The sequence below is a fragment of the Pseudomonas sp. SLFW genome, assembly GCF_009905615.1.
GTDB classification, from domain to species: Bacteria; Pseudomonadota; Gammaproteobacteria; order Pseudomonadales; family Pseudomonadaceae; genus Aquipseudomonas; species Aquipseudomonas bambusae.
The window spans coordinates 356535-377383 of the sequence record NZ_JAAAKW010000006.1; the positions used below are offsets into that span (position 1 = coordinate 356535).

The 20849-nt window shown below is 61.0% G+C and carries 17 protein-coding genes; 10 read left to right on the forward strand and 7 right to left on the reverse strand.

The genetic code is table 11. From position 1 onward, the window contains the following. Window positions 1-5: 5 nt before the first annotated feature. From GVN17_RS13975 to tagH, 7 genes are read right to left on the reverse strand one after another with little or no spacing between them, the layout of a single operon-like run. A complete protein-coding gene (locus GVN17_RS13975; RefSeq protein WP_166595847.1) occupies window positions 6-737 on the reverse strand; it encodes a PP2C family serine/threonine-protein phosphatase in 732 nt (243 codons plus the stop codon). Then, on the reverse strand, window positions 738-1391 hold the full coding sequence (gene tagF, locus GVN17_RS13980; protein ID WP_166595848.1) for a type VI secretion system-associated protein TagF: 654 nt from the start codon (window positions 1389-1391) through the stop codon (window positions 738-740). Further along, window positions 1388-4891 (reverse strand): type VI secretion system membrane subunit TssM, encoded by a 3504-nt coding sequence (gene tssM, locus GVN17_RS13985; protein ID WP_178115726.1) that lies wholly within the window; start codon window positions 4889-4891, stop codon window positions 1388-1390. The genes tagF and tssM overlap by 4 nt, the downstream gene beginning before the upstream one ends. Beyond that, window positions 4888-6213: a DotU family type VI secretion system protein gene (locus GVN17_RS13990; RefSeq protein WP_166595849.1), complete on the reverse strand. Its 1326-nt coding sequence runs from the start codon at window positions 6211-6213 to the stop codon at window positions 4888-4890. The genes tssM and GVN17_RS13990 overlap by 4 nt, the downstream gene beginning before the upstream one ends. A 6-nt stretch (window positions 6214-6219) precedes the next feature. Beyond that, window positions 6220-7554 (reverse strand): type VI secretion system baseplate subunit TssK, encoded by a 1335-nt coding sequence (gene tssK / locus GVN17_RS13995; protein WP_166595850.1) that lies wholly within the window; start codon window positions 7552-7554, stop codon window positions 6220-6222. 15 nt (window positions 7555-7569) lie between these two features. Then, window positions 7570-8082, reverse strand: coding sequence for a type VI secretion system lipoprotein TssJ (tssJ, locus tag GVN17_RS14000; protein WP_166595851.1), 513 nt, complete (start codon window positions 8080-8082; stop codon window positions 7570-7572). 52 nt (window positions 8083-8134) lie between these two features. Next, on the reverse strand, window positions 8135-9505 hold the full coding sequence (tagH, locus tag GVN17_RS14005; RefSeq protein WP_166595852.1) for a type VI secretion system-associated FHA domain protein TagH: 1371 nt from the start codon (window positions 9503-9505) through the stop codon (window positions 8135-8137). Window positions 9506-9896: 391 nt separating this feature from the next. Between tagH and tssA the strand changes: the two genes are divergently transcribed. The 10 genes from tssA to tssH all read left to right on the forward strand — a co-directional run bounded on the left by tssA (window position 9897) and on the right by tssH (window position 20786). After that, window positions 9897-10925, forward strand: a complete 1029-nt coding sequence (gene tssA / locus GVN17_RS14010; protein ID WP_178115727.1) for a type VI secretion system protein TssA — start codon at window positions 9897-9899, stop codon at window positions 10923-10925. 108 nt (window positions 10926-11033) lie between these two features. Further along, window positions 11034-11564: a type VI secretion system contractile sheath small subunit gene (gene tssB, locus GVN17_RS14015; RefSeq protein WP_166595854.1), complete on the forward strand. Its 531-nt coding sequence runs from the start codon at window positions 11034-11036 to the stop codon at window positions 11562-11564. 15 nt (window positions 11565-11579) lie between these two features. Beyond that, a complete protein-coding gene (gene tssC / locus GVN17_RS14020; protein WP_166595855.1) occupies window positions 11580-13073 on the forward strand; it encodes a type VI secretion system contractile sheath large subunit in 1494 nt (497 codons plus the stop codon). A 181-nt stretch (window positions 13074-13254) separates the two neighbouring features. Further along, window positions 13255-13743, forward strand: a complete 489-nt coding sequence (locus GVN17_RS14025; protein WP_166595856.1) for a type VI secretion system tube protein Hcp — start codon at window positions 13255-13257, stop codon at window positions 13741-13743. A 74-nt stretch (window positions 13744-13817) separates the two neighbouring features. Beyond that, the gene (locus GVN17_RS14030) at window positions 13818-14276 is read left to right on the forward strand and encodes a type VI secretion system amidase effector protein Tae4 (protein WP_166595902.1); all 459 of its coding nucleotides are present in this window, start codon (window positions 13818-13820) and stop codon (window positions 14274-14276) included. Next, complete coding sequence (locus tag GVN17_RS14035; protein WP_166595857.1) at window positions 14276-14704, forward strand: hypothetical protein; 429 nt, start codon at window positions 14276-14278, stop codon at window positions 14702-14704. Before GVN17_RS14030 ends, GVN17_RS14035 begins: the two co-directional genes overlap by 1 nt. Then, window positions 14701-15213, forward strand: a complete 513-nt coding sequence (gene tssE, locus GVN17_RS14040; RefSeq protein ID WP_371928544.1) for a type VI secretion system baseplate subunit TssE — start codon at window positions 14701-14703, stop codon at window positions 15211-15213. Before GVN17_RS14035 ends, tssE begins: the two co-directional genes overlap by 4 nt. Next, the gene (tssF, locus tag GVN17_RS14045) at window positions 15210-17069 is read left to right on the forward strand and encodes a type VI secretion system baseplate subunit TssF (RefSeq protein WP_166595859.1); all 1860 of its coding nucleotides are present in this window, start codon (window positions 15210-15212) and stop codon (window positions 17067-17069) included. The genes tssE and tssF overlap by 4 nt, the downstream gene beginning before the upstream one ends. Beyond that, on the forward strand, window positions 17033-18112 hold the full coding sequence (tssG, locus tag GVN17_RS14050; protein ID WP_166595903.1) for a type VI secretion system baseplate subunit TssG: 1080 nt from the start codon (window positions 17033-17035) through the stop codon (window positions 18110-18112). The genes tssF and tssG overlap by 37 nt, the downstream gene beginning before the upstream one ends. Then, window positions 18105-20786 (forward strand): type VI secretion system ATPase TssH, encoded by a 2682-nt coding sequence (gene tssH / locus GVN17_RS14055; RefSeq protein WP_166595860.1) that lies wholly within the window; start codon window positions 18105-18107, stop codon window positions 20784-20786. The genes tssG and tssH overlap by 8 nt, the downstream gene beginning before the upstream one ends. Window positions 20787-20849: the final 63 nt, after the last annotated feature.

A 20849-nucleotide genomic window follows, 5' to 3' on the forward strand; every position in this document is an offset into this window, starting at 1 on the left:
TGTCTTCAGGCAGCCTTGACGACGATGGCCGTGATGTTGTCGGGGGCGCCCCGGGTCAGTCCCAAGTGCACGAGGCTGCGAACCACTTGCCAAGGGTCGGGGTGGGCGAGTACGTCGCGGATCTCATGGTCTTCGACGATTTTGTTCAGGCCATCGCTGCACAGCAGGTAGGTGTCGCCGGGCAGGATGTCGAGGTTGATCATGGCCAGGTCCAGCGAGTCCTCGACGCCAATGGCGCGGGTGATGATGTTGCCGCGCGGATGCACCCGCGCTTCCGCTTCGCTGAGTAAGCCGCTGTCCTGCAAGTCCTGCACGTAGCTGTGGTCGCGGGAAAGGCCCTGCAATTCGCCGTCGCGCAGGCGATAAAGTCGGCTGTCACCGGCCCACAAGCACACGCCTTGATCGCCCTGTACTAAAAGCGCCACGACGGTGCTGCCCATCATGATCAGGCCACGACGGCGAGTTTCTTCACGTACGGCGGCGTTCACTTCAGCCAGGGTCGTGCGAATACCGTCGGAGTAGAGCGAGAGCGGCGTGAAGAGTAGGGAACGGCGCAAGCTGTCGACGATCAGGCTGGCGACGTAATCCCCAGCCGCGTGACCGCCCATGCCATCGGCGATGGCCCACAGACCGTTTTCCGGTAATTCGAGAAAGGCGTCTTCGTTGATCTGCCGCACCATGCCGACATGGGTCTTGCTGGCTGAGCGCAAAAGAGGGTTTTGGGGTAATGCAGGCATCTAGATCGACGCTCCTTGTCCCAGCAGGTAGCTGCCGAATTCGGCCGGATCGGGCAAGCCCTGACAGCGCATTAATCCCGGCGCAATACGCTCGGACCCTTTGCCCCACCACAGGCTCGCGCCCTCACAGGCCAACTCGGCCAGCATCCGATGGCGGCTATCCGGGTCGTTCGCGCTGGTGCGCTGCAAGCCGGCAAAGCGGCTGATGGACTCGCGGTGTATGGTGGGCAGGAAGCCGAGCGTGGACGCGCGGTCATCAAAAACTGAAAAGTCCGCACCCTCTTCCAGCGTCCCCAGCAGCAGTGTTTCGACCTGGTCAAACCACGCGTCTGGCGCAGCGGTGAGCGCCGCCAGCGATTGGTCGGGTTCAAGCGTCTGCGCCATCGTCAGCGGGAAATACCGTCCGACCCGATCAATGCTCGGCATCAACACGCCGACGACCGCATCTGGCCCACATACACCCGCCGCCAGCGCAAAACGCCACAACGGGCTGACCAGATAAGCGTTGAGCCAGTCTTCGCCGAGCTGCTGCTGACTGACCTGCAACCCCGCCGCCAGCCACGCGTCCCAGGGTTTGATGAAGCTCTGCGGCAATCCGCGGCTGACAAAATCGCCACGACTGGCCAACTTGCCGTAAAAACCCAGCGTCGTCATAACCGCTCCGGCAGGCTGAAACCGCTCAACACACGGCTTTTGAAAGGGTTGAACGCGCTGTTGGCGCGCAGCTCGTAGGAAATGCTGGCGTTGTCGACCCGCAATCGCAGGTTGAAGCGGTCGGGCGATCCACCGGCGACGAGGTCCGATTGCTCCAGCAAACGGAACCACGCCCAAGGACCATCGAGTGTGATGCCGGAACGACCATTGGCCGCAGGCGGCGAGATCGACAGGCGCACCACGCCGATGCTGCCGGGGTTCGGCCATTGCATGGCGACGGGGCGGCTGGGGCCGTGGTCGTAGCTGATCTGCTGCCCGTCGAGGTCCAGCAGGAACTGGGTGACTGAAGCGTCCATCGCGACAGGTTTCAGCTCGAAACGCACGGTCGGCTGCACGCCACCGGAACGGAAGAAGGCATCACGAATCGCGGCTGCGCGCTGGAAGGTCTGCAAGACCGAGGCGTTGATGCCCAGCTTCTGCGCGGCGCCCGGTTGCCAGCGCCAGCTTGAAGCCGAAGTGTCGACATAGGGCTGAAGGTATTTGCGGAAGTAATTGTCCATCACTCCGCCCACGCCGAAGAACTGACCGAAGTCGTCCAACGTGGCGTCCCGTGCGCTGCCCGGTGTGAGCGGGTAACGGCCGCTCAGGGACTGGCGATAAACGTTCACCACATCGCTGACCCACGCCGCATTCAGCTGATTGCGCACGCCGCCCATCATCGTGTTGGTGGTCGAACTGACGACTGACTTCACCAGACTCTGCACCACCGGTGGTTCCCGGTCGGCGTTCAGATTCACTCGCGTCGCCGCAGCGCTTGCGGAGTTTTTCGCTTCGCCCAACAACGCATCGCCACTGGCACCGACCATCGCGCTGACCTGAACGTACAGCGCGTTCATGTCCGCGAGCAGGCCATCGACAGCTGCCGGTTCACCCTCTCCCTTCGTGACAAACGCGTTGAGTTCAGCGAAGTGCGCGCTCACCGGATCTTCAACAGCGGCAGGCGCGGCTGCCTGACTGACCTGTTCCTGACCCAGGATCGAGCCCAAGCGTTGCTTGAGCTGATCGACACCGCCCTCGACTTTCTTGCCCTGATCGGCGAGCAGCTTGTCTTCCTGTTGCAGGTCGGTTTCCTTGGCCACCGCCACCAGCAGTTTTTTCAACGGCGAGGTCGGCCCGGAAATCACCCGCAACACGTCAGCCGCCTGCGCCACGCTGGTGATCGGCACAAAATCAATGTCAGCCAGCAACGCATCCCACTGACGCTGGTAATCCTGAAAGTACAAACGGCGGACATCGCCGGCGAGGCTGGCGACGTTCTGTTGATCGGCACGATCCAGCCCCAAGACCCATTGTTCTTCCGCCAGGGTTCCGGCCTGGCTCAGGCTGGTGGCCAGAAACACCTCGCGGTAGCCCTTGGCCGTGAAGAAGCCGCTCAGCGGTTCGCCCAATGGCTTGCCGCTCTTGCGCGCGAAGACCAGTGCAGCATCACGCCCCGCAGCGTCGGTCAGGCGAAAATCCGGCACGTTGTCAGGCAGCTTCTGGCGTTTGACCCGGTCGTAGACCCGCTGAGCCACTGGCAGTTGCTGCAATTGCCGACGTAAATCATCGATCAGCCGTTGATCCAGACGCGCATCAGGCGGATGACGTTCGAACAATGCCTGCAAGTGCTCGCCCAGTGCCTGACGCTGATCAGGCGGCAGATCGCGAGGCAGGCTTTGATCCCAATCCAGCGCGACCCACGCCTTGATGAAATCCGGGTCGTAATGCTCGCTGTCAGCCAGCATCAGATAAGCCTTCAAACCTTCATAGAGAAAGTCCGAACTGCCACCGCTGCGCAATTGCTCTTCCACTCGGGTGACCAGGCGCGGCGCGAACACTGCGATCAGCAGTTTGCGGTACACGCTGCCGGATTCGGCTTCCAGCATGTCGCCCTGATACAGCCCCAAACCTTGTGCCATGCCCGGAGGATCGCCCGCCAGATGACGCACGGCGTTGAGCAGCGGCAGTACGGCCAATACGTCGCGCTGCGCAGGGCTCAGGCTCTGCACGCTTTGGCCGAGAGGTGCGACTCTCTGATCGACCTGCGCGATGTACGCCTGATTGGCGCGGTAGCTGATCACCCACAAGGTGCCGACCACCAACACCACCGCAACGGTCGCCGCCAGCGCGCCACGGGTCAGCCATTTGCGACGACGTTCGACTTTCGGGTTCACACCCACCAACCCGCGCTCGGCGAAGGCGACGGCGGTGAACAGTTTTTCAATGAAGTAACTGCGACCCGTGCCGGTCTGGCGTGCCAAGTGCTGGCGGTCCAGACTCATGCTCTGGGCCATGGCGCCGATCAGCCGATCGATCGGGCTGCCTTCCTGTGTGCCGCTGGTGAAATATACCCCGCGCAGCAACGCCCGGTCTTCGAACGCATTAGGCTTGAATACGCCTTCGAGAAAGCCTTGCAGGGTTTCTTTCAGCGCGCCGAATTGCTGAAGAAAGCCGTAAATCAGATCCCGTCGCGCCGGGTCGCGCTCCTGTTGCAACCGCTCGACCAGCCGAGCATTAAGACGCTGTTCCAATAGGGCAAATTCGCTGAGGAAATTCGTCAGCGGGCCGTCAACCTGCTTGCCATCGTCGAGGGCGAAGGTCATGCCCCAGACCTGCGCGCGCTCTTCCTTGCTCAACGCATCGAAGAACTCCATGAAGCCGGGCACCAGGTCGAGCTTGGTCAGCATCACGTAAATCGGGAAGCGCACGCCCAGTTGACTATAGAGCTCCTGAATCCGCGCACGAATTGCCGTCGCATGAGCAGCGCGCTCGGCCTCGCTGCCCAGCAGCAGATCAGACAGGCTGATGGCGATGAATGCGCCGTCGATGGGGCGACGGGCGCGCTGGTTCTTCAGCAGGTCGAGAAAGCCCAGCCAGGCTGCTTTGTCGACTTGAGCGTGGCTGTCTTGCGTGGTGTAGCGGCCTGCGGTATCGAGCAGAACGGCCTCGTCGGTGAACCACCAGTCGCAATTGCGCGTGCCGCCCACGCCTCGAATCGCGCCCGCGCCCATCTGTGCGGCCAGCGGAAAATGCAGCCCGGAATTGACCAGCGCGGTGGTCTTGCCCGAACCCGGCGGGCCGATGATCACGTACCACGGCAGCTCGTAGAGGTTGCGACGTTCATCCCCGCCCAAGCGCGCTTTTTTCAGGAGCGTGAGGGCTTCGTCCATGCGTTGACGCAAGGTGGCCAACTCTTCCGCAGTGGCGACGCTGGCAGGGTCAGGCGCGGTTTCCGCGGCCAGGCTCGCCATGACGTTCGCCGCGTGGCGACGGGCCTGAACGGTGCGAAAGACCCGCCATGCGATCCAGATGGCGAACAGCAGAACGATCAACGCCCAGCGCCGACCTTCGGGCACCAGCACGTCCAGCACCGGCCCGACGAACCAGATGATCAGGCTCAGCGCGATCAGCCCGAGCACTGGCACGACCCAGCGAATCACAAAACCGACAAACGCTTTCACTCGACCCCCTCCGCCAACACAGTGATTTCAACCCGGCGATTCTTCGCGCGCCCTTCGGCCGTAGCGTTGGAAGTCACAGGCTCGGTGTCGCTACGCCCTTCGGCAGAAAAACGTTCAGGCTGGCCGGTCTTGGCCGCCAGTATGTGCAGGACCTGTTCGGCCCGTGCCTGGGACAGCGCCCAGTTGGAGGGAAAACGCAGGGTGGCGATGGGGCGGTTGTCGCTGTGGCCGGTAACCCGCACCTGGCCTTTGACGTTGCGAATGGCATCGGCGATGCGCAGCATCAGCGGCTGAAAATCGTCAACGATGGTGGCGCTGCCCGACGAGAAAATTTCGTCTCCGCGAATCGTCACCACCGAGCGATCCACCGCATCCTCCACGGCGACCCGGTTGGCCTTGATATCTTCCACCAGAAAACCCGCAAGACGAGGCCGTTCGATGACTTTCGGCTGGACGACAGCGGGCGTGATGGCCTGGACCGGAATTTCGCCCAGCGCGTGAATGTGCTTGAACACCGGTTCGGCGTCGGACGCCAGCTTGAGGCGCAGGCCAAACAGCAGCATCAGCAACAGCGCCAACCCCACCGCGAATCCGACCCAAGGCGGCACAAACTGCGAGAGCCGGTCACGAACAACACTCAGCCCGCGCCAATGAGGCGATAGCTCCCGCTCGAATTCCCCACGGGCCGTGCGAATCGCAGCGCTGGTCCGTTCACGCAACGCTTCCAACTGGCTACGACCGTCGTTCATCACCCGATAACGGCCTTCGAATCCCAAGCACATGCACAGGTACAAAAGCTCCAGCAGATACAGACGCTCGCGGGGGCTTTGCAGGCAGTGCTCCAGCAGTTGGAAGACCTTTTCACCGCCCCAGGATTCGTTGTGCACCGTGATCAGCAGACTCTGTTTGCCCCACTCGCTGGTGCTGCCCCACGGCGTGCTGAGAACGGCTTCATCCAGTGCGGTGCAGAGGGCGTAGCGCGCAAGCAGCACTTCATTGCGGACGACGCCTGCTGCCTCGGCGCGCTCTTCGAACTGGCGCAGATAACCCAACAGCTGTGCCCGCAGACTCGCGGGCGCGGGGTGGGCGATGGTGCTGCGCAGACGGGTGAGCAGCGCCAGCAACGGACCGGCAGCGGCTTCAAGCGGGTTCAAACCTTGCGCCTGCCCCAACGGCAACGGCGCAGCGGGCACGGACAGTGGCGGCGGCGCCGGATTCGCTTGAGCAGCGGGTTGCGGCGAGCGGCCACCGGGACGCGGCATGAACTGCGTGCGGTCGTTTCCGGGCATCGGCGGGTTGAGGGGTTCGTCGTGGGAAGGCATCGCGCGTTATCCTCGGATGGCCCAGAAAGCCAGGTTCAACCCGGGAAATTCGCCGGCGACATGGAACGCGAAACCGCCCGACTGTGCCAGCAGCTTCCAGTGCTCGCTGCCACGATCCAGTTCGTAATAAGTCGACCCTGCGTGGAACGGAATCTGTCGAGGCGCCACGGGTAACGGCAACAGGCTGATGCCCGGCAATTGCAGGTTGACCAGATCGCGAATGTGCTCGACCGAACCGATCTTGCTCTGCTGTGCAAAGCGGCCACGCAGCGTCTCGCTGGGCATGTCGGCGCGCACCACCAGAATGAAGCTGGCGTTGTCGATCAAGGTGCGATCCTTGAGCATACCCACGTGAATGCCGTACGCCTTTTCGAGGATAGGGATCGGCGTGGCCTTGCTGTCGATCAACATCGAGAGCGCTTCGCGCAACGCGTCTATCACGGGTGCGAAACTCGCCGCCAGATCGTCATGTTGATAACGCACGAACGCGTCCGGCCTGCGTCCCGCGTTCGAGAACGTTGCGAACTCCCCCGCGAGGCTCACCAGTTCGCTGTAAAGACGCTCAGGGTGCAGCGGACTCAACTGGCTGAGGTGACTGATCAACGGTTGAGCGCGGTTGACCAGTTGCAGAAGCATGAAATCGGCAATTTCCGAAGCGCCGCCCGCGCCCGACGCGACCACCCGTCCCGCCAATGCCTCGCCGCGTTGGTGGAGCAGGCCCGACAATTCGCTGTGAAAGGCCGTGAGCGAGGCCGACGCCGCCACATCAAGGACCGGCGGGATGTAACTGTCATCCAGCACCAGTGCGCGGTCGGCGCGTCTTTCCTTGATCCGCACCAGTCCAACGGCAGCGTAGTCGCTCAAGCCGTCCTTCTCGGTGAGCAACCGAAAGGCCCGCGCACCAACGGCAACCGGTGCGCGATTTTCGAATGGCGCGTTGTCGTCGCGGACTTCGCGTACCTGACTGACGAAGCGCGCGCCGCCCGGTGCTTCCCCCTCGTCCACCGTGTCTCGCTGCCCCGCACGCTTGAGCGGCAGGGCCAGGTAAATCACGCCATCGCGCAAACCGTCCTCGACGTTCAGCGGGCTGGGCGCCAGGTCGTCATGGGGAATGTTGAACGGCGTGCCATCGGGAAGCAGTCCGCGTGCAGAGGTGATTGCCAGCTTGCCCTGCGCCAGCAGTCCGTGATCCAGCGACAGCTCGGAAAAGCCCCATGCTCCCGCCGACAGCGGACGGCTTCGAGCATCGATGAGATTCTCCAGGTAGCGGTCATGCTGCTGAAAGTGCTGTGTTCCGATGAACATGCCTTCCGACCAGACCACACGATTGTTCCAGGCCATGGGTTCTCCGATTGTCTATTGGGCAGGGCGGACAGATTGAGCGGCAGATGCGCGGCTCACGCTGACGGCGTGGGTATCAAGGTGGATCTGGTATTCGCTGGCCTGACGTGGCGTGACGCTCAGCAATGCGCGCCATTGGGCTTGATCGATTTCGCGATAGCCCACGGCGAGTCCGACCTGGCGAGTGGCTTCGTTGAGGTGGCGCTCCAGGGTCAAGTCCTGGCCCGGTTGCAACAGCACTTCATCCTGATCGATCAGGTCGGCGGCCAACGCACTCGGAGCACGCTCGGCCAAGGCGAAATAATCCGCACGACCGAAACTGGCAGCGTTTTTCAATTCGAAAATCCGCACTCGCACAGGCGCAGGTTGGCCATTGCTACCGGGGTTCAGCCCTGAGGCAGCGCTGAAATGCAGCGTGACGGTGGAAGCATCAGGGGTCGTGTCGACCGGCTGCGGCGGTTCCGCGTTTTTGGCACAAGAAACCAGCAACAGCGCCATGGCCATTGCCGATACCACTCTTCGAAACATCCTTCGTCCTCGTGACGTACTGACTGTCTATCCGTTTTTCCTGGTGTGTCGCTCAAGAGCGGCGCAGTCGCGTGCTGTGTTCCTCGTAGGCGCGGCTGAATTCACGGCCGAAGAGCACTTGAAAATCGTCTTCGGCTTCGCGGGAAATCTGTGTGTAAAGCTCGGTGAATTGCTGCCAGTGCTGGGCCTGACGTGAGCCGAACAGGTTCGACAGGGCGCCGGGCTTGCCCATCCGCGCCTCAAGCTCCGCAGGTTCGAAACGCTTGAGCAGCGCTTTGATTGCCGCCTCAACACCCGCCATCACGGCAAGCTGGTGGGCACGCAGATCGTTGAAACTGTCCGCAATTGCGTGATCCGGGGCCATGAACGCCTGATTGCCGTGACGCAACAGCAACATCAGCGCCTCGTCGGCATTGGGCGCGAATTTCAGTGGATTGTTTTCCACGGGCTGAATCATGGTTTGCTGCAAGCGAAACTCACCCTTCAGGCTGCTGCGCGCCCGCAGCACGTCAATCAGCCCCTCAACCATCAGCCGATAACTGCGCCCGATGGACTCCATCTGCGTCTCGGTCTGTGCCGGATCGATCCGCAGGTGATCGAGACCCGCACCGCGCAGAAACGCCTTGAGCAGATCCGGATTTGACACGGAGGAAGCAGACTCCTGTGGGTTGTCCACAGGAGGGCTTGGCACCATGGAAGCAGGCTCCGGATGAATCACTGAAACAACGGGAACAGGATCGGGCTGCACGACAGGAGCAGGCGCCTGGACCTTGGGCGTGTCAGCGAAAAGGTCCCAGTCTTCGGGAATGACGCCAGGTGCCGAAGCCTGTTTGGGCGGTGCGGGCGGAATGTTGGGCATGGGCGGCCGAAAATCATGACGTTCCGCCGGGACATGATCCGACTGGGTGGCTGGCGGGACGCTGGACGGGGTCAGGAAATCGAACAAATCGGGGAACGTGTCCTGAGCCGCGCCGCCTTGAAAATGCGCGGCAGGAGAAATGTCCAGCGCGACCGGCGTAGAGCTGTTCTGACGCCCCATCAACGCTTCGAAACTGTCGGAATAGTCAACTTTTGAAAGTCCCACTTCAGGCTCTTTCATTGCTGAATCAATGCGCGCTTGAATCTCGTAATCGCCAATGCGGATAACTTCACCGTTTTCGAGCAGTTCGCTGTTTCCACGACGAAGCCGGACGCCCACGTTTACGAGCTCAACACCATTAGTGCTGTTGTCGGTAATGTAGTAACGGCCGTCTTTATATTGAATGACGCAATGTCGTGAAGAAACAAGGCGTTCGGGATCGGGAAGTACCCAGTCATTTTCTTGACTGCGGCCAATTGCCATCACCCCGGTTCCCAGTGTTTTTCCGGGAACTTGGCCAGGGGTTATCTTGTGATAACTGGTGATAGTCAGACAGAGCGACACTGTGCCTCCTTGCTTGCACTTTGGGCCTCCGGACACAGACACGCGGGTCTACGCCTGACAGGGGAATGTCGTGCAAAAACGCTCAAAAAACAGTTTTAAACGGGTCAAACGGTGGCTTTTTCAAGATTCTAACCACACATCCGTGACAGTCATACAGAGACTGACTCGCCAGTCCTGCTGGCTGTTACATACATCACAACTGTCACAGAGGGCGCATAGCTTACCTTGACAACGGATAACTTCCACACCAAAAATGCACAACTTTCTGAACATGAATGATGTCCATGTGACATCACAGATCGTATAAAACAAAGAATGTTCCGTAGTTTGCGTAGGAAATTTCCTCGTTAACTATCAGAGTTATCCGCACCCGATAAGGAGATCGATTTTGGTGGATGTTCCGTTGTTGCTCGCTGCAGTTTCCGCGAACTCTCCCTGTGGCGAAGACCTGGAGTATGACGCAGACTTTTTGCAGTTGGAGCGCGACGCCCAAGGCAAGCCCGAGCGCACTATGGGTGATGCCGTTCACCCGGCAGAGCCGCCTGATTGGCGACTTGTGGAACAGTCCAGCATTGCACTTCTGCAACGCAGCAAAGACCTGCGGATCACCCACTTCCTCCTGCAAAGCGCCTTGGCCCTCGACGGATTTTCAGGGCTGGCCAACGCCCTGACGCTGATCAACGACCTGTTGGGACAGTACTGGCCAACGCTCTACCCGCAGCTCGATGCGGACGACGACAACGATCCCACCGTACGCATCAACGCCCTGTCCGGAATCGCCTGCGACACCAACGTTCGGCTGTTGCGTGAGAGCCTGCTGACCCGCTCACGTGCGCTCGGCTCGGTCAGCCTGCGAGCTGCGCTGAACGCCAGCGGCTTGCAGAGTTTCGCAGACGAACACCTCACCGCCGACGAATTGGCAGGTGCACTGCGCGACACCGACGCCGAGCAGTTGTCCGCCGTGCGCTCCGCATTGCAGGAAGCCCACAGTGCTGCCGACGCCATCGAGCATTACGTGTCCAGCCAAGTGGGTTCGGCGCAGGGCGTGGATTTGTCCGCCCTGAAGCAACCGCTTAAACAGGCGCTGCACATCCTCGCCGAGTACGCGCCGGGCGGCATCGTGACCGAGCCCCATGCCCGCGAAACACGCGAAACCGAGACGTTCGTTGAGCCGTCACCAGAACGGGCTGAACTCGCCGCACCGCGCATGTCCGGGGACGTGAACAACCGCGATGACGTGGTCCGCAGCCTCGACAAAATTCTGAGTTACTACGCCCGCAGCGAGCCCTCCAGCCCGCTGCCAGTGTTGCTGAATCGCGCGAAAAATCTGGTGCACGCTGACTTCGCGACCATCGTGCGCAATCTGATTCCCGACGGCATGTCCCAATTCGAAAACCTGCGCGGGCCCGACGTCGAGTAACCCGGTTCGCTCAGGCAGCGAACCGATACCGATCAGGATCACGCAACCCCGTTACCGGCCTCGACCGATGACGCCAATCACGTCGCAGCAGCGACCAGGAGGAGCAACGTGGCGAACACCAGTTCTCAGAAATTCATTGCGCGCAACCGCGCCCCGCGGGTCCAGATCGAATACGACGTCGAGCTGTACGGCGCCGAGAAGAAGGTCCAGCTGCCTTTCGTGATGGGCGTGATGGCGGACCTCGCCGGTAAGCCCGCCGAACCGCTGGCCGCCGTGGCGGATCGCAAGTTTCTGGAAGTCGATGTCGACAACTTCGACTCGCGTCTCAAGGCCATGCAGCCTCGCGTCGCGTTTCATGTCCCGAACGAACTGACCGGCGAAGGCAACCTCAGCCTCGATATCACGTTCGAGAGCATGGACGACTTCAGCCCTGCCGCCGTGGCACGCAAGGTCGATTCGTTGAATCAATTGCTCGAAGCGCGCACTCAACTCGCCAACCTGCTGACCTACATGGACGGCAAGACAGGCGCAGAAGAAATCATCATGAAGGCGATCAAAGACCCGGCCCTGTTGCAGGCCTTGGCCAGCGCCCCGAAACCGCAAGGCGCTCAGCCCCAAGACACCGAGCCGAAGGCCTGATCAGGACGAACGACCATGACTGAATTGCTGCGTGACACCCAGGCCCCAGCCGCCCAGACCGAAGACGCCAACGCGTTCGCGTCGCTGCTGTTGCAAGAGTTCAAACCCAAGACCGAGCGCGCCCGCGAAGCCGTTGAAACCGCCGTTCGCACCCTTGCCGAGCAGGCACTGGCGCAGACCGATCTCGTCTCCAACGACGCCATTACCTCGATCGAGTCGATCATTGCCGCCATCGACGCCAAGCTCACCGCGCAAGTGAATCAGGTGATCCATCACCCGGAATTCCAGCAATTGGAAAGCGCGTGGCGCGGGCTGCATTACCTCGTCAACAACACCGAAAGCGATGAGCAACTGAAGATTCGCGTGCTGAACATCTCCAAGCCGGAGTTGCACAAGACCCTGAAGAAATTCAAGGGCACGGCGTGGGACCAAAGCCCGGTTTTCAAGAAGATGTACGAGGAAGAATATGGCCAGTTCGGCGGCGAGCCTTACGGCTGTCTGGTCGGCGATTACTATTTTGACCAGTCGCCACAGGACGTCGAGCTGCTGACCGAGCTGTCGAAAACCTGCGCGGCGATGCATGCACCCTTCATCGCAGCGGCCTCGCCGACCGTGATGGGCATGGGGTCGTGGCAGGAGCTGTCGAACCCGCGTGACCTGACCAAGATTTTCACCACCCCGGAATACGCAGGCTGGCGTTCGCTGCGTGAATCGGAAGACTCGCGCTACATCGGCCTGACCATGCCGCGCTTCCTGGCTCGCCTGCCGTATGGCGCCAAGACTGATCCGGTGGAAGCCTTCGCGTTCGAAGAGGACACCGACGGTGCCGACAGCGCCAAGTACACCTGGGCCAACGCAGCCTATGCGATGGCGGTGAACATCAACCGGTCGTTCAAGCATTACGGCTGGTGTTCGCGAATCCGTGGCGTGGAGTCCGGCGGCGAAGTGCAGAACCTGCCTGCCCATACGTTCCCGACCGATGATGGCGGCGTGGACATGAAGTGCCCGACCGAAATCGCGATCTCCGACCGTCGCGAAGCCGAGCTGGCGAAGAACGGTTTCATGCCGCTGCTGCACAAGAAAAACACCGATTTCGCCGCCTTCATTGGCGCGCAGTCCTTGCAGAAACCGGCCGAATACGACGACCCGGACGCCACGGCCAACGCCAATCTGGCGGCGCGCCTGCCGTACCTGTTCGCCACCTGCCGCTTCGCCCATTACCTGAAGTGCATCGTGCGCGACAAGATCGGCTCCTTCAAAGAGAAGGACGAGATGCAGCGCTGGTTGCAGAACTGGATCTTGAACTACGTCGATGGGGACCCCGCACATTCCACCGAAACCACGAAGGCGCAGCAACCGCTGGCGGCTGCCGAGGTGGTCGTCGAGGACGTCGAGGGCAATCCGGGTTACTACAACTCGAAGTTCTTCCTGCGCCCGCACTATCAGCTTGAAGGGCTGACAGTGTCACTGCGCCTGGTGTCCAAGCTGCCTTCGGCGAAGGGCGCCTGATCTCGACACTGTGGGAGCGAATTTATTCGGGAACTGACTGGCAGGCGCCGAAAATGTATCACCCGTCAGACCGCGTCGCGAACGAATTCGCGCCTACAGATTGAATCCCGAATCCTGAATGCCCACCGAATCCGGGCATTCGGGTCATCAACATCGTGGTGAAGACCACACTGGAGAAAACATGGCTGTTGATATCTTCATCAAGATTGGCGACATCAAGGGCGAGTCGCAGGACAAGGCCCACAAGGACGAAATCGATGTTCTGAACTGGAGCTGGGGCATGACCCAGTCCGGCAACATGCACACCGGCGGTGGCGGTGGTGCAGGCAAGGTCAGCGTTCGGGACCTGTCGTTCACCAAGTACATCGACAAGGCAACGCCGAATCTGATGATGGTGTGCTCCAGCGGCAAGCACATCGACAAGGTCACCTTGACCGTGCGCAAGGCCGGTGGCGAGAGCCAGGTCGAGTATCTGGTGATCACGCTGGAGGAAGTCATCGTGACCGGCTACGACACCGGTGGCTCGGGTGCAGAGGATCGCCTGACCGAGAAGTTGACGCTGAACTTTGCCCAGGTTCGTGTCGACTACCAGCCTCAGAAAGCTGACGGCACCAAGGATGGCGGCCTAATCAAGTACGGCTGGAACATCCGCACCAACACCAAGCTGTGATTGTCTCCATGCGCCTGCCCGTCTCGGGGCAGGCGCGTGGCCCAAATGGACATTTTTTGCAGGGAGCCATAGCCGTGGCCAAGCCGTCGTTTATCAATTTGTGGAATGCCTACGAAAGGTTGATGGCCGATCATCCCGCCGGCGATCCATGTGATGGGCCTTGGCTCAACCAGTGTGCGATTCGCATGAGCATCACGCTCAATGCAGAGCATACGATAAAGGTAAACAAATCCACCTACAGCGAACCCAAATGCGCCCATGAGCACGCCAGAGGGGCAGAGTCCCTGGCCAATTGGCTATGGAAAAACCAGCTCGGGCGTCCGGCGATTTATACGAATGGCGCATCTGATCGCGACAAAATCCTGAACAAGGTGGGGATCATCTTCTTCAAGGATTTCTTTTATCAGCCCAATGATGCAGAAGGACATCCGAGCGGAGATCACATTGATCTGTGGGACCGCGGGATTACCGCTACAAGGGGCAGCGACTACTTCCATCGATCCAAAAGCGTCTGGTTCTGGGAGCTCGCGTGATGAAATCTCTTGCTGTCATCCTTCTGAGCCTGCTGACCTTCGCAGCGTACGCTGGCACTAAACCCCAAGATCAGAAGGAAATACGCAAACTCGCTTTCGATGGCCGGAACATCAGCTTGATCAACGACGAAGGTCAGTGCGCCTTGGCACGCTCAGACGATTCGTTGCTGCGCCTTGACGTGAAATGGCCTTGCCAATTCAGCCAAAACTTTCTAGGTAAGGCAGTTCTCGAAAACTACCTTTCGGCAGACATATTTATGGTTCAGCACAGCGATCGCGCAGCATCTCCCGACACAAACTGCACGACGGATCTGCAGGCCATCCGCTATTTCAAAGGCCACGTGGAACTTGCTCCGGTACACCAAGTGGAAAGATGCAATATCCGCCGGTGGGACCAGAAAATCTTCGTTGGGCAGTTCGACTGGTGAACACCCTGACCTCTCGCGAACGCCTGCAGCCCTCGCTGCTCGACCGTCTGACCGATGATGAACCCGGCAATCTGCAGGAAAGCGCGGACAAACGCGTGCTGTCGCTCACTCAGCTCAAGGCGTCGGTATTACGAGACCTGACCTGGCTGCTCAATACAACGTCCTTGCTCGATGCCGATGCCGCGTCGCACACCCCTGCCGGCACATCAGTGATTAATTACGGTCTGCCTGCACTGGCCGGCAACAGCGCGTCGAGCATTGATGTCGGTGTTCTGGAGGGCTTGATTCATCAGGCCATCGCCACATTTGAGCCACGCATCCTGCGCCACACCTTGCGTGTCCGCGCCCAGACCTTGCCCGACCAGATGAACCACAACGCCCTGAGTTTCGAGATCGAAGGCGACCTGTGGGCGCAACCGGTGGCGCTGCCGCTCTTATTGCGCACCGATCTGGATCTGGAATCCGGTCATGTGCAGGTTGTGCCAGCCGAACAACGGAGACGCACATGAACCCGCGTCTGCTGGAACTGTACAACCAGGAACTGCAACACGTACGCGAAAGCGCGGCGGAGTTTGCCAAGGAATACCCGAAAATCGCCGGGCGCCTGACGCTGTCCGGGCTGGACTGCGCCGACCCGTATGTCGAGCGCCTGCTGGAAGGATTCGCTTATCTCACGGCGCGAGTGCAGCTGAAGCTCGATGCCGAGTACCCGACCTTCACCCACAACCTGCTGGAAATCGCCTACCCGCATTACCTCGCACCGACGCCGTCGATGACGGTGGTGCAGATGCAGATCGATCCAAACGAAGGCTCGCTGAGCAGCGGCTTTACCCTGCCCCGTGACAGCGTGTTGCGCGCCACCTTGGGTCGGGACTCTCAGACTTCCTGTGAATACCGCAGCGCCCATGCCATCACCCTGTGGCCGCTCAAGGTCAGCCACGCTGAATATTTCGGCAATCCCGCGACTGTATTGGGCCGCCTCGCCGCCAGCGAACCCAAGGCGAAAGCCGGGTTGCGGATCACGCTGAAGACCGGCGCCGAACTGCCGTTCAATTCGCTGAATCTGGAAAACCTGCCGCTGTACCTTAATGGCGCGGATGAATTGCCGTTTCGTCTTTACGAGCAGTTGTTGGGCAATGCCTGCGCAGTGTTTGCACGACAGCCCGGCAGCGATTGGGTGGAGCGCCTGCCAAGTGACGCGCTGAAGCCTCGTGGATTCGACGACCGGGAAGCCGCAATGCCCGTGGTCGCGCAGGCGTTTCAGGGCTATCGGCTTTTACAGGAATATTTCGCCCTGCCCCAGCGCTACCTGTTCGTCGACTTCACCGGGCTGAGTCGTGCGGTGCAACGTTGCGAAGGCCAAGAGCTGGAATTGATCGTGCTGTTCGAGCGCCTTGATCAGAGCCTTGAAGGCAGCGTCGGGTCTCAGCAGTTTGTGCCGTTCTGCACTCCGGCGATCAATCTGTTTCCGCGTCGTGTTGATCGGATTCACCTGTCTGACCGGGTCAACGAACACCACGTGATCGCTGACCGCACGCGCCCGATGGATTTTGAAATTCATTCGCTGACCGGCGTGACAGGGCATGGCACCGGTCCCGAACAGGCTTTTTTACCGTTCTACGCGGTGCGCGATCCATCGCGTTATGGCCGCGACAAAGCCTATTACACGCTACGTCGCGAACCTCGCGTGCTGTCCAGCGAACAACGCCGCACCGGCACGCGCTCAACCTACGTCGGCAGCGAAACCTTTGTCAGTCTGGTGGACAGTCAACAGGCCCCGCATCGTCATGACCTGCGCCAGCTGGGCGTCAGCGCGTTGTGCACCAATCGCGACCTGCCGTTGTTCATGAACGTGGGTGGCGGCAAAACCGATTTCACCCTCGCCGACAGTGCGCCCGTCACATCGATTCGTTGCCTGGCGGGCCCAAGCCGTCCTCGCGCCAGCCACGCCCACGATCAGAAAGCCTGGCGCCTGATCAGCCAACTCTCGCTGAATTACCTGTCACTCAGCGAGCAGGGCCAAGGCGCTGCGGCATTGCGCGAGTTGCTGCGCCTTTACGGCGACGCTCAAGACGCTGCCCTGCAATTGCAGATCGAGGGGCTGGTTGACGTGAGCAGCAAGCCCTGCACCCGACGCCTGCCGATGCCGGGGCCCATCGTGTTTGGGCGTGGATTGGAAATCACCCTGGAGTTCGACGAGAACGCCTTTCGCGGCACGGGCGTCTTTCTGATGGGCTCGGTGTTTCAGCGCTTTCTGGCGCGTTACGTGTCCATCAACAGCTTCACCGAAACCGTGATTCGCACCCGCGAGCGCGGCGAGATCATGCGCTGGAAAGCTCAGCCCGGTCGGCGTCCGACATTGTGAGTACGCTCACCGACATGCACGAAGCGCCGTGGGAGTACGATTTCTTCCAGGCGCTGCGGCGCATCGAGTGCGAATCCCCGGAGCTACCACGCTTCGGGCACTCCGTGCGACTGGCCGACGACCCGTTGAGACTGGGTCAGCAACCCGACTGCGCTTTCGCGCCTTCGACCCTGGCGGCGCTGACGCCTGCTGAAGACGAACGGCCCGCGCGGCTCGAACAGTATTTCTTCGGTCTGGGCGGCCCCAACGGCCCGTTGCCGCTGCACCTCACCGAGTACGTCCGCGAGCGCGAGCGCAATAACGCCGACAGCACCAGCAAGCGCTTTCTTGACGTGTTCCATCATCGCCTGCTCAGCCTGTTTTATCGGGCGTGGGCGGAGGCTCGCCCCACCGTCAGCCACGACCGGCCCGACGATGACTATTGGTCCGCCCGGCTCGCCGCGTTCAGTGGCAGAGGCATGCCGAGCCTGCTGCATCAGGGGCTGATTCCCGACACCGCCAAGCTGCACTTCAGCGGTCACCTGTCCGCGCAAACCCGCTACCCCGATGGCCTGAAAGCGATCCTTGAGGATTATTTCGGCCTCCCGGTGGCGATCGAGGAGTACGTGGGTCAGTGGCTCGAATTGCCCGAACGGAGCCGCGTGGGTGTCAGCGCCAACCAGTTGGGGATCGATTTCTGTCTGGGCAGCCATGTCTGGGATCGCCAGCATAAATTTCGCATCCGCCTCGGTCCTCTCACGCTCGACGAATACATGGGCATGCTGCCCGACGGCGAGCCCTTCAAGCACCTGGTGGCGTGGGTCGCTGAATACCTGGGCCATGAACTGGACTGGGACCTGAACCTGATCCTGCAACAACCACACATTCCCACACTGCAACTCAACGGCCAGTTCCGCCTAGGGTTCAACACCTGGCTGGGACAGCCGAAAGAAGACGCCGACGACCTGATTCTCGCCCGACATTACGCCGATCAGGCGAGCGCGGCGGAACCTGACGTCGCGCCTTCACCACACCAATTCGCAAGGAGCACGGAACATGGGTGAAATCAGTCGCGCGGCGCTGTTCGGCAAACTCAACAGTGTCGGTTACAAGGCCATCGAAGCCGCCACGGTCTTTTGCAAGCTGCGGGGCAACCCGTACGTGGAACTGGCGCACTGGTTTCATCAGTTACTGCAACTGCAAGATTCCGACCTGCACCGCATTATTCGCCAATTCAACGTCGAACCGGCGCGCCTCGCCCGCGACTTGACCGAAGCGCTGGATCGCCTGCCACGCGGGTCGACGTCGATCACCGATCTGTCGTCCCATGTCGAAGAAGCCGTCGAGCGCGGCTGGGTCTACGGCAGCCTGATGTTTGGTGAAAGCCAGGTGCGCACGGGCTATCTGCTGATCGGCATCCTCAAGACGCCAAGCCTGCGTCACGCGTTGCTCGGCCTGTCGGGTGAGTTCGACAAGATCAAAATCGAGGCCCTGAGTGAGCGCTTTGACGAGTACGTCGGCGACTCCCCGGAAAACGCCCTCAGCGCCAACGACGGCTTCAACGCCGTCTCGACACCCGGCGAAGCCAGCGGCGCAATCGCGCCGAGTGCGATGGGTAAACAGGAAGCCCTCAAACGTTTCACCGTGGACATGACCGAACAGGCCCGTAGCGGCAAGCTCGACCCTATCGTCGGGCGGGACGAAGAGATTCGGCAGATGGTCGACATTCTCATGCGTCGTCGGCAAAACAACCCGATCCTCACGGGTGAAGCGGGCGTCGGCAAAACCGCCGTGGTCGAAGGCTTTGCGCTGCGTATTGTGGCCGGTGACGTGCCGCCTGCACTCAAGGACGTCGAACTGCGCAGCCTCGACGTCGGCCTGTTGCAAGCCGGGGCGAGCATGAAAGGCGAGTTCGAACAGCGTCTGCGCCAAGTCATCGAAGACGTTCAGGCCTCGCCCAAGCCGATCATCCTGTTCATTGACGAAGCCCATACGCTGGTGGGCGCGGGCGGTACGGCGGGGACGGGCGATGCCGCCAACCTGCTGAAGCCCGCTCTGGCGCGGGGCACCTTGCGCACGGTCGCGGCGACGACGTGGGCCGAGTACAAAAAACACATTGAGAAAGACCCCGCCCTCACCCGACGTTTCCAGGTGGTGCAGGTCGGCGAGCCTTCGGAGGACAAGGCCCTGCTGATGATGCGCGGCGTCGCCTCGACGATGGAAAAACACCATCAGGTGCAGATTCTGGACGAAGCTCTGGAGGCCTCGGTCAAGCTGTCCCACCGCTACATTCCGGCGCGTCAGTTGCCGGACAAATCCGTCAGCCTGCTGGACACCGCCTGCGCCCGCGTTGCCGTGAGCTTGCACGCGGCGCCTGCGGAGGTGGACGACAGCCGTCGTCGGATCGAAGCGCTGGAAACCGAGTTGCAGATCATTGCGCGCGAGCATGCGATTGGTATCGACACGGGCGCACGCCGCACCAACAGCGAAGCGCTGCTCAACACTGAGCGCGCACGGCTGACAGAACTGGAAAGCCGCTGGAAGGAAGAAAAATCGCTGGTGGACGAGCTGCTCGCCACACGCGCCGAGTTGCGCGAAATCGCGGGCGTCGTCGATCAGGACGTTGAGGCCGGGCAAAGTCACGCGCAGCGGGAAAAGCTGGCCGACCTGCAATCACGCCTCAGCGCCCTGCAAGGCGAAAACCCGCTGATTCTGCCGACCGTGGATTATCAGGCCGTCGCCTCGGTGGTCGCTGATTGGACCGGCATCCCCGTCGGCCGCATGGCGCGCAACGAGCTGGAAACCGTGCTCAACCTAGACCAGCACTTGAAAAAGCGCATCATCGGCCAGGACCACGCGTTGCAGATGATCGCCAAGCGCATCCAGACGTCTCGCGCGGGCCTCGACAACCCGAGCAAACCCATCGGCGTGTTCATGCTCGCGGGCACGTCGGGCGTGGGCAAGACCGAAACCGCCCTCGCCTTGGCCGAAGCCATGTACGGCGGCGAGCAGAACGTCATCACCATCAACATGAGTGAGTTCCAGGAAGCTCACACGGTCTCGACGCTCAAAGGCGCCCCGCCCGGTTACGTCGGCTACGGCGAAGGCGGCGTGCTGACCGAGGCGGTGCGTCGCAAACCGTACAGCGTCGTGCTGCTGGACGAGGTGGAGAAAGCTCACCCGGATGTGCACGAAATCTTCTTTCAAGTGTTCGACAAGGGCGTCATGGAAGACGGCGAAGGCCGGGTGATCGACTTCAAGAACACCCTGATCCTGCTCACCACCAACGCCGGTACCGAGCTGATTTCACATCTGTGCAAAGACGCGCAAAACGTGCCCGATCCGGAAGAGATCGCCAAAGCCCTGCGTCAGCCGTTGCTGGAAATCTTCCCGCCCGCGCTGCTCGGGCGGCTGGTGACCATCCCGTATTACCCGCTGAGCGACACCATGCTCAAGGCGATCACCCGCCTGCAACTGAACCGCATCAAGAAACGCGTGGAAAACACGCACAAGGTCGCATTCGACTACGACGACGCGGTGGTCGATTTGATCGTCTCGCGCTGCACCGAAACCGAAAGCGGCGGCCGAATGATCGACACCATTCTGACCAACACCCTGCTGCCGGACATGAGCCGCGAGTTCCTGACGCGCATGCTCGACGGCAAGCCCATGGCGGGGGTCAGGATCAGCGAGCGGGATAACCAGTTGGATTATCGATTTAGCGATGTCGGGGTTTGATCCGACGCCATCGCGAATGAGTTCGCTCCCACGGGTCATCACGCGCCTCTGCGGGAGCGAATT

Excerpts from the sequence above, each read along its gene's own strand:
- GVN17_RS13975 (WP_166595847.1), bottom strand. The coding sequence starts at position 737 with ATGCCTGCATTACCCCAAAACCCTCTTTTGCGCTCAGCCAGCAAGACC.
- tagF (WP_166595848.1), bottom strand. The coding sequence starts at position 1,391 with ATGACGACGCTGGGTTTTTACGGCAAGTTGGCCAGTCGTGGCGATTTT.
- GVN17_RS13990 (WP_166595849.1), bottom strand. The coding sequence starts at position 6,213 with ATGCCTTCCCACGACGAACCCCTCAACCCGCCGATGCCCGGAAACGAC.
- tssK (WP_166595850.1), bottom strand. The coding sequence starts at position 7,554 with ATGGCCTGGAACAATCGTGTGGTCTGGTCGGAAGGCATGTTCATCGGA.
- tssJ (WP_166595851.1), bottom strand. The coding sequence starts at position 8,082 with ATGTTTCGAAGAGTGGTATCGGCAATGGCCATGGCGCTGTTGCTGGTT.
- tssC (WP_166595855.1), top strand. The coding sequence starts at position 11,580 with ATGACTGAATTGCTGCGTGACACCCAGGCCCCAGCCGCCCAGACCGAA.
- GVN17_RS14025 (WP_166595856.1), top strand. The coding sequence starts at position 13,255 with ATGGCTGTTGATATCTTCATCAAGATTGGCGACATCAAGGGCGAGTCG.
- GVN17_RS14035 (WP_166595857.1), top strand. The coding sequence starts at position 14,276 with ATGAAATCTCTTGCTGTCATCCTTCTGAGCCTGCTGACCTTCGCAGCG.
- tssF (WP_166595859.1), top strand. The coding sequence starts at position 15,210 with ATGAACCCGCGTCTGCTGGAACTGTACAACCAGGAACTGCAACACGTA.
- tssH (WP_166595860.1), top strand. The coding sequence starts at position 18,105 with ATGGGTGAAATCAGTCGCGCGGCGCTGTTCGGCAAACTCAACAGTGTC.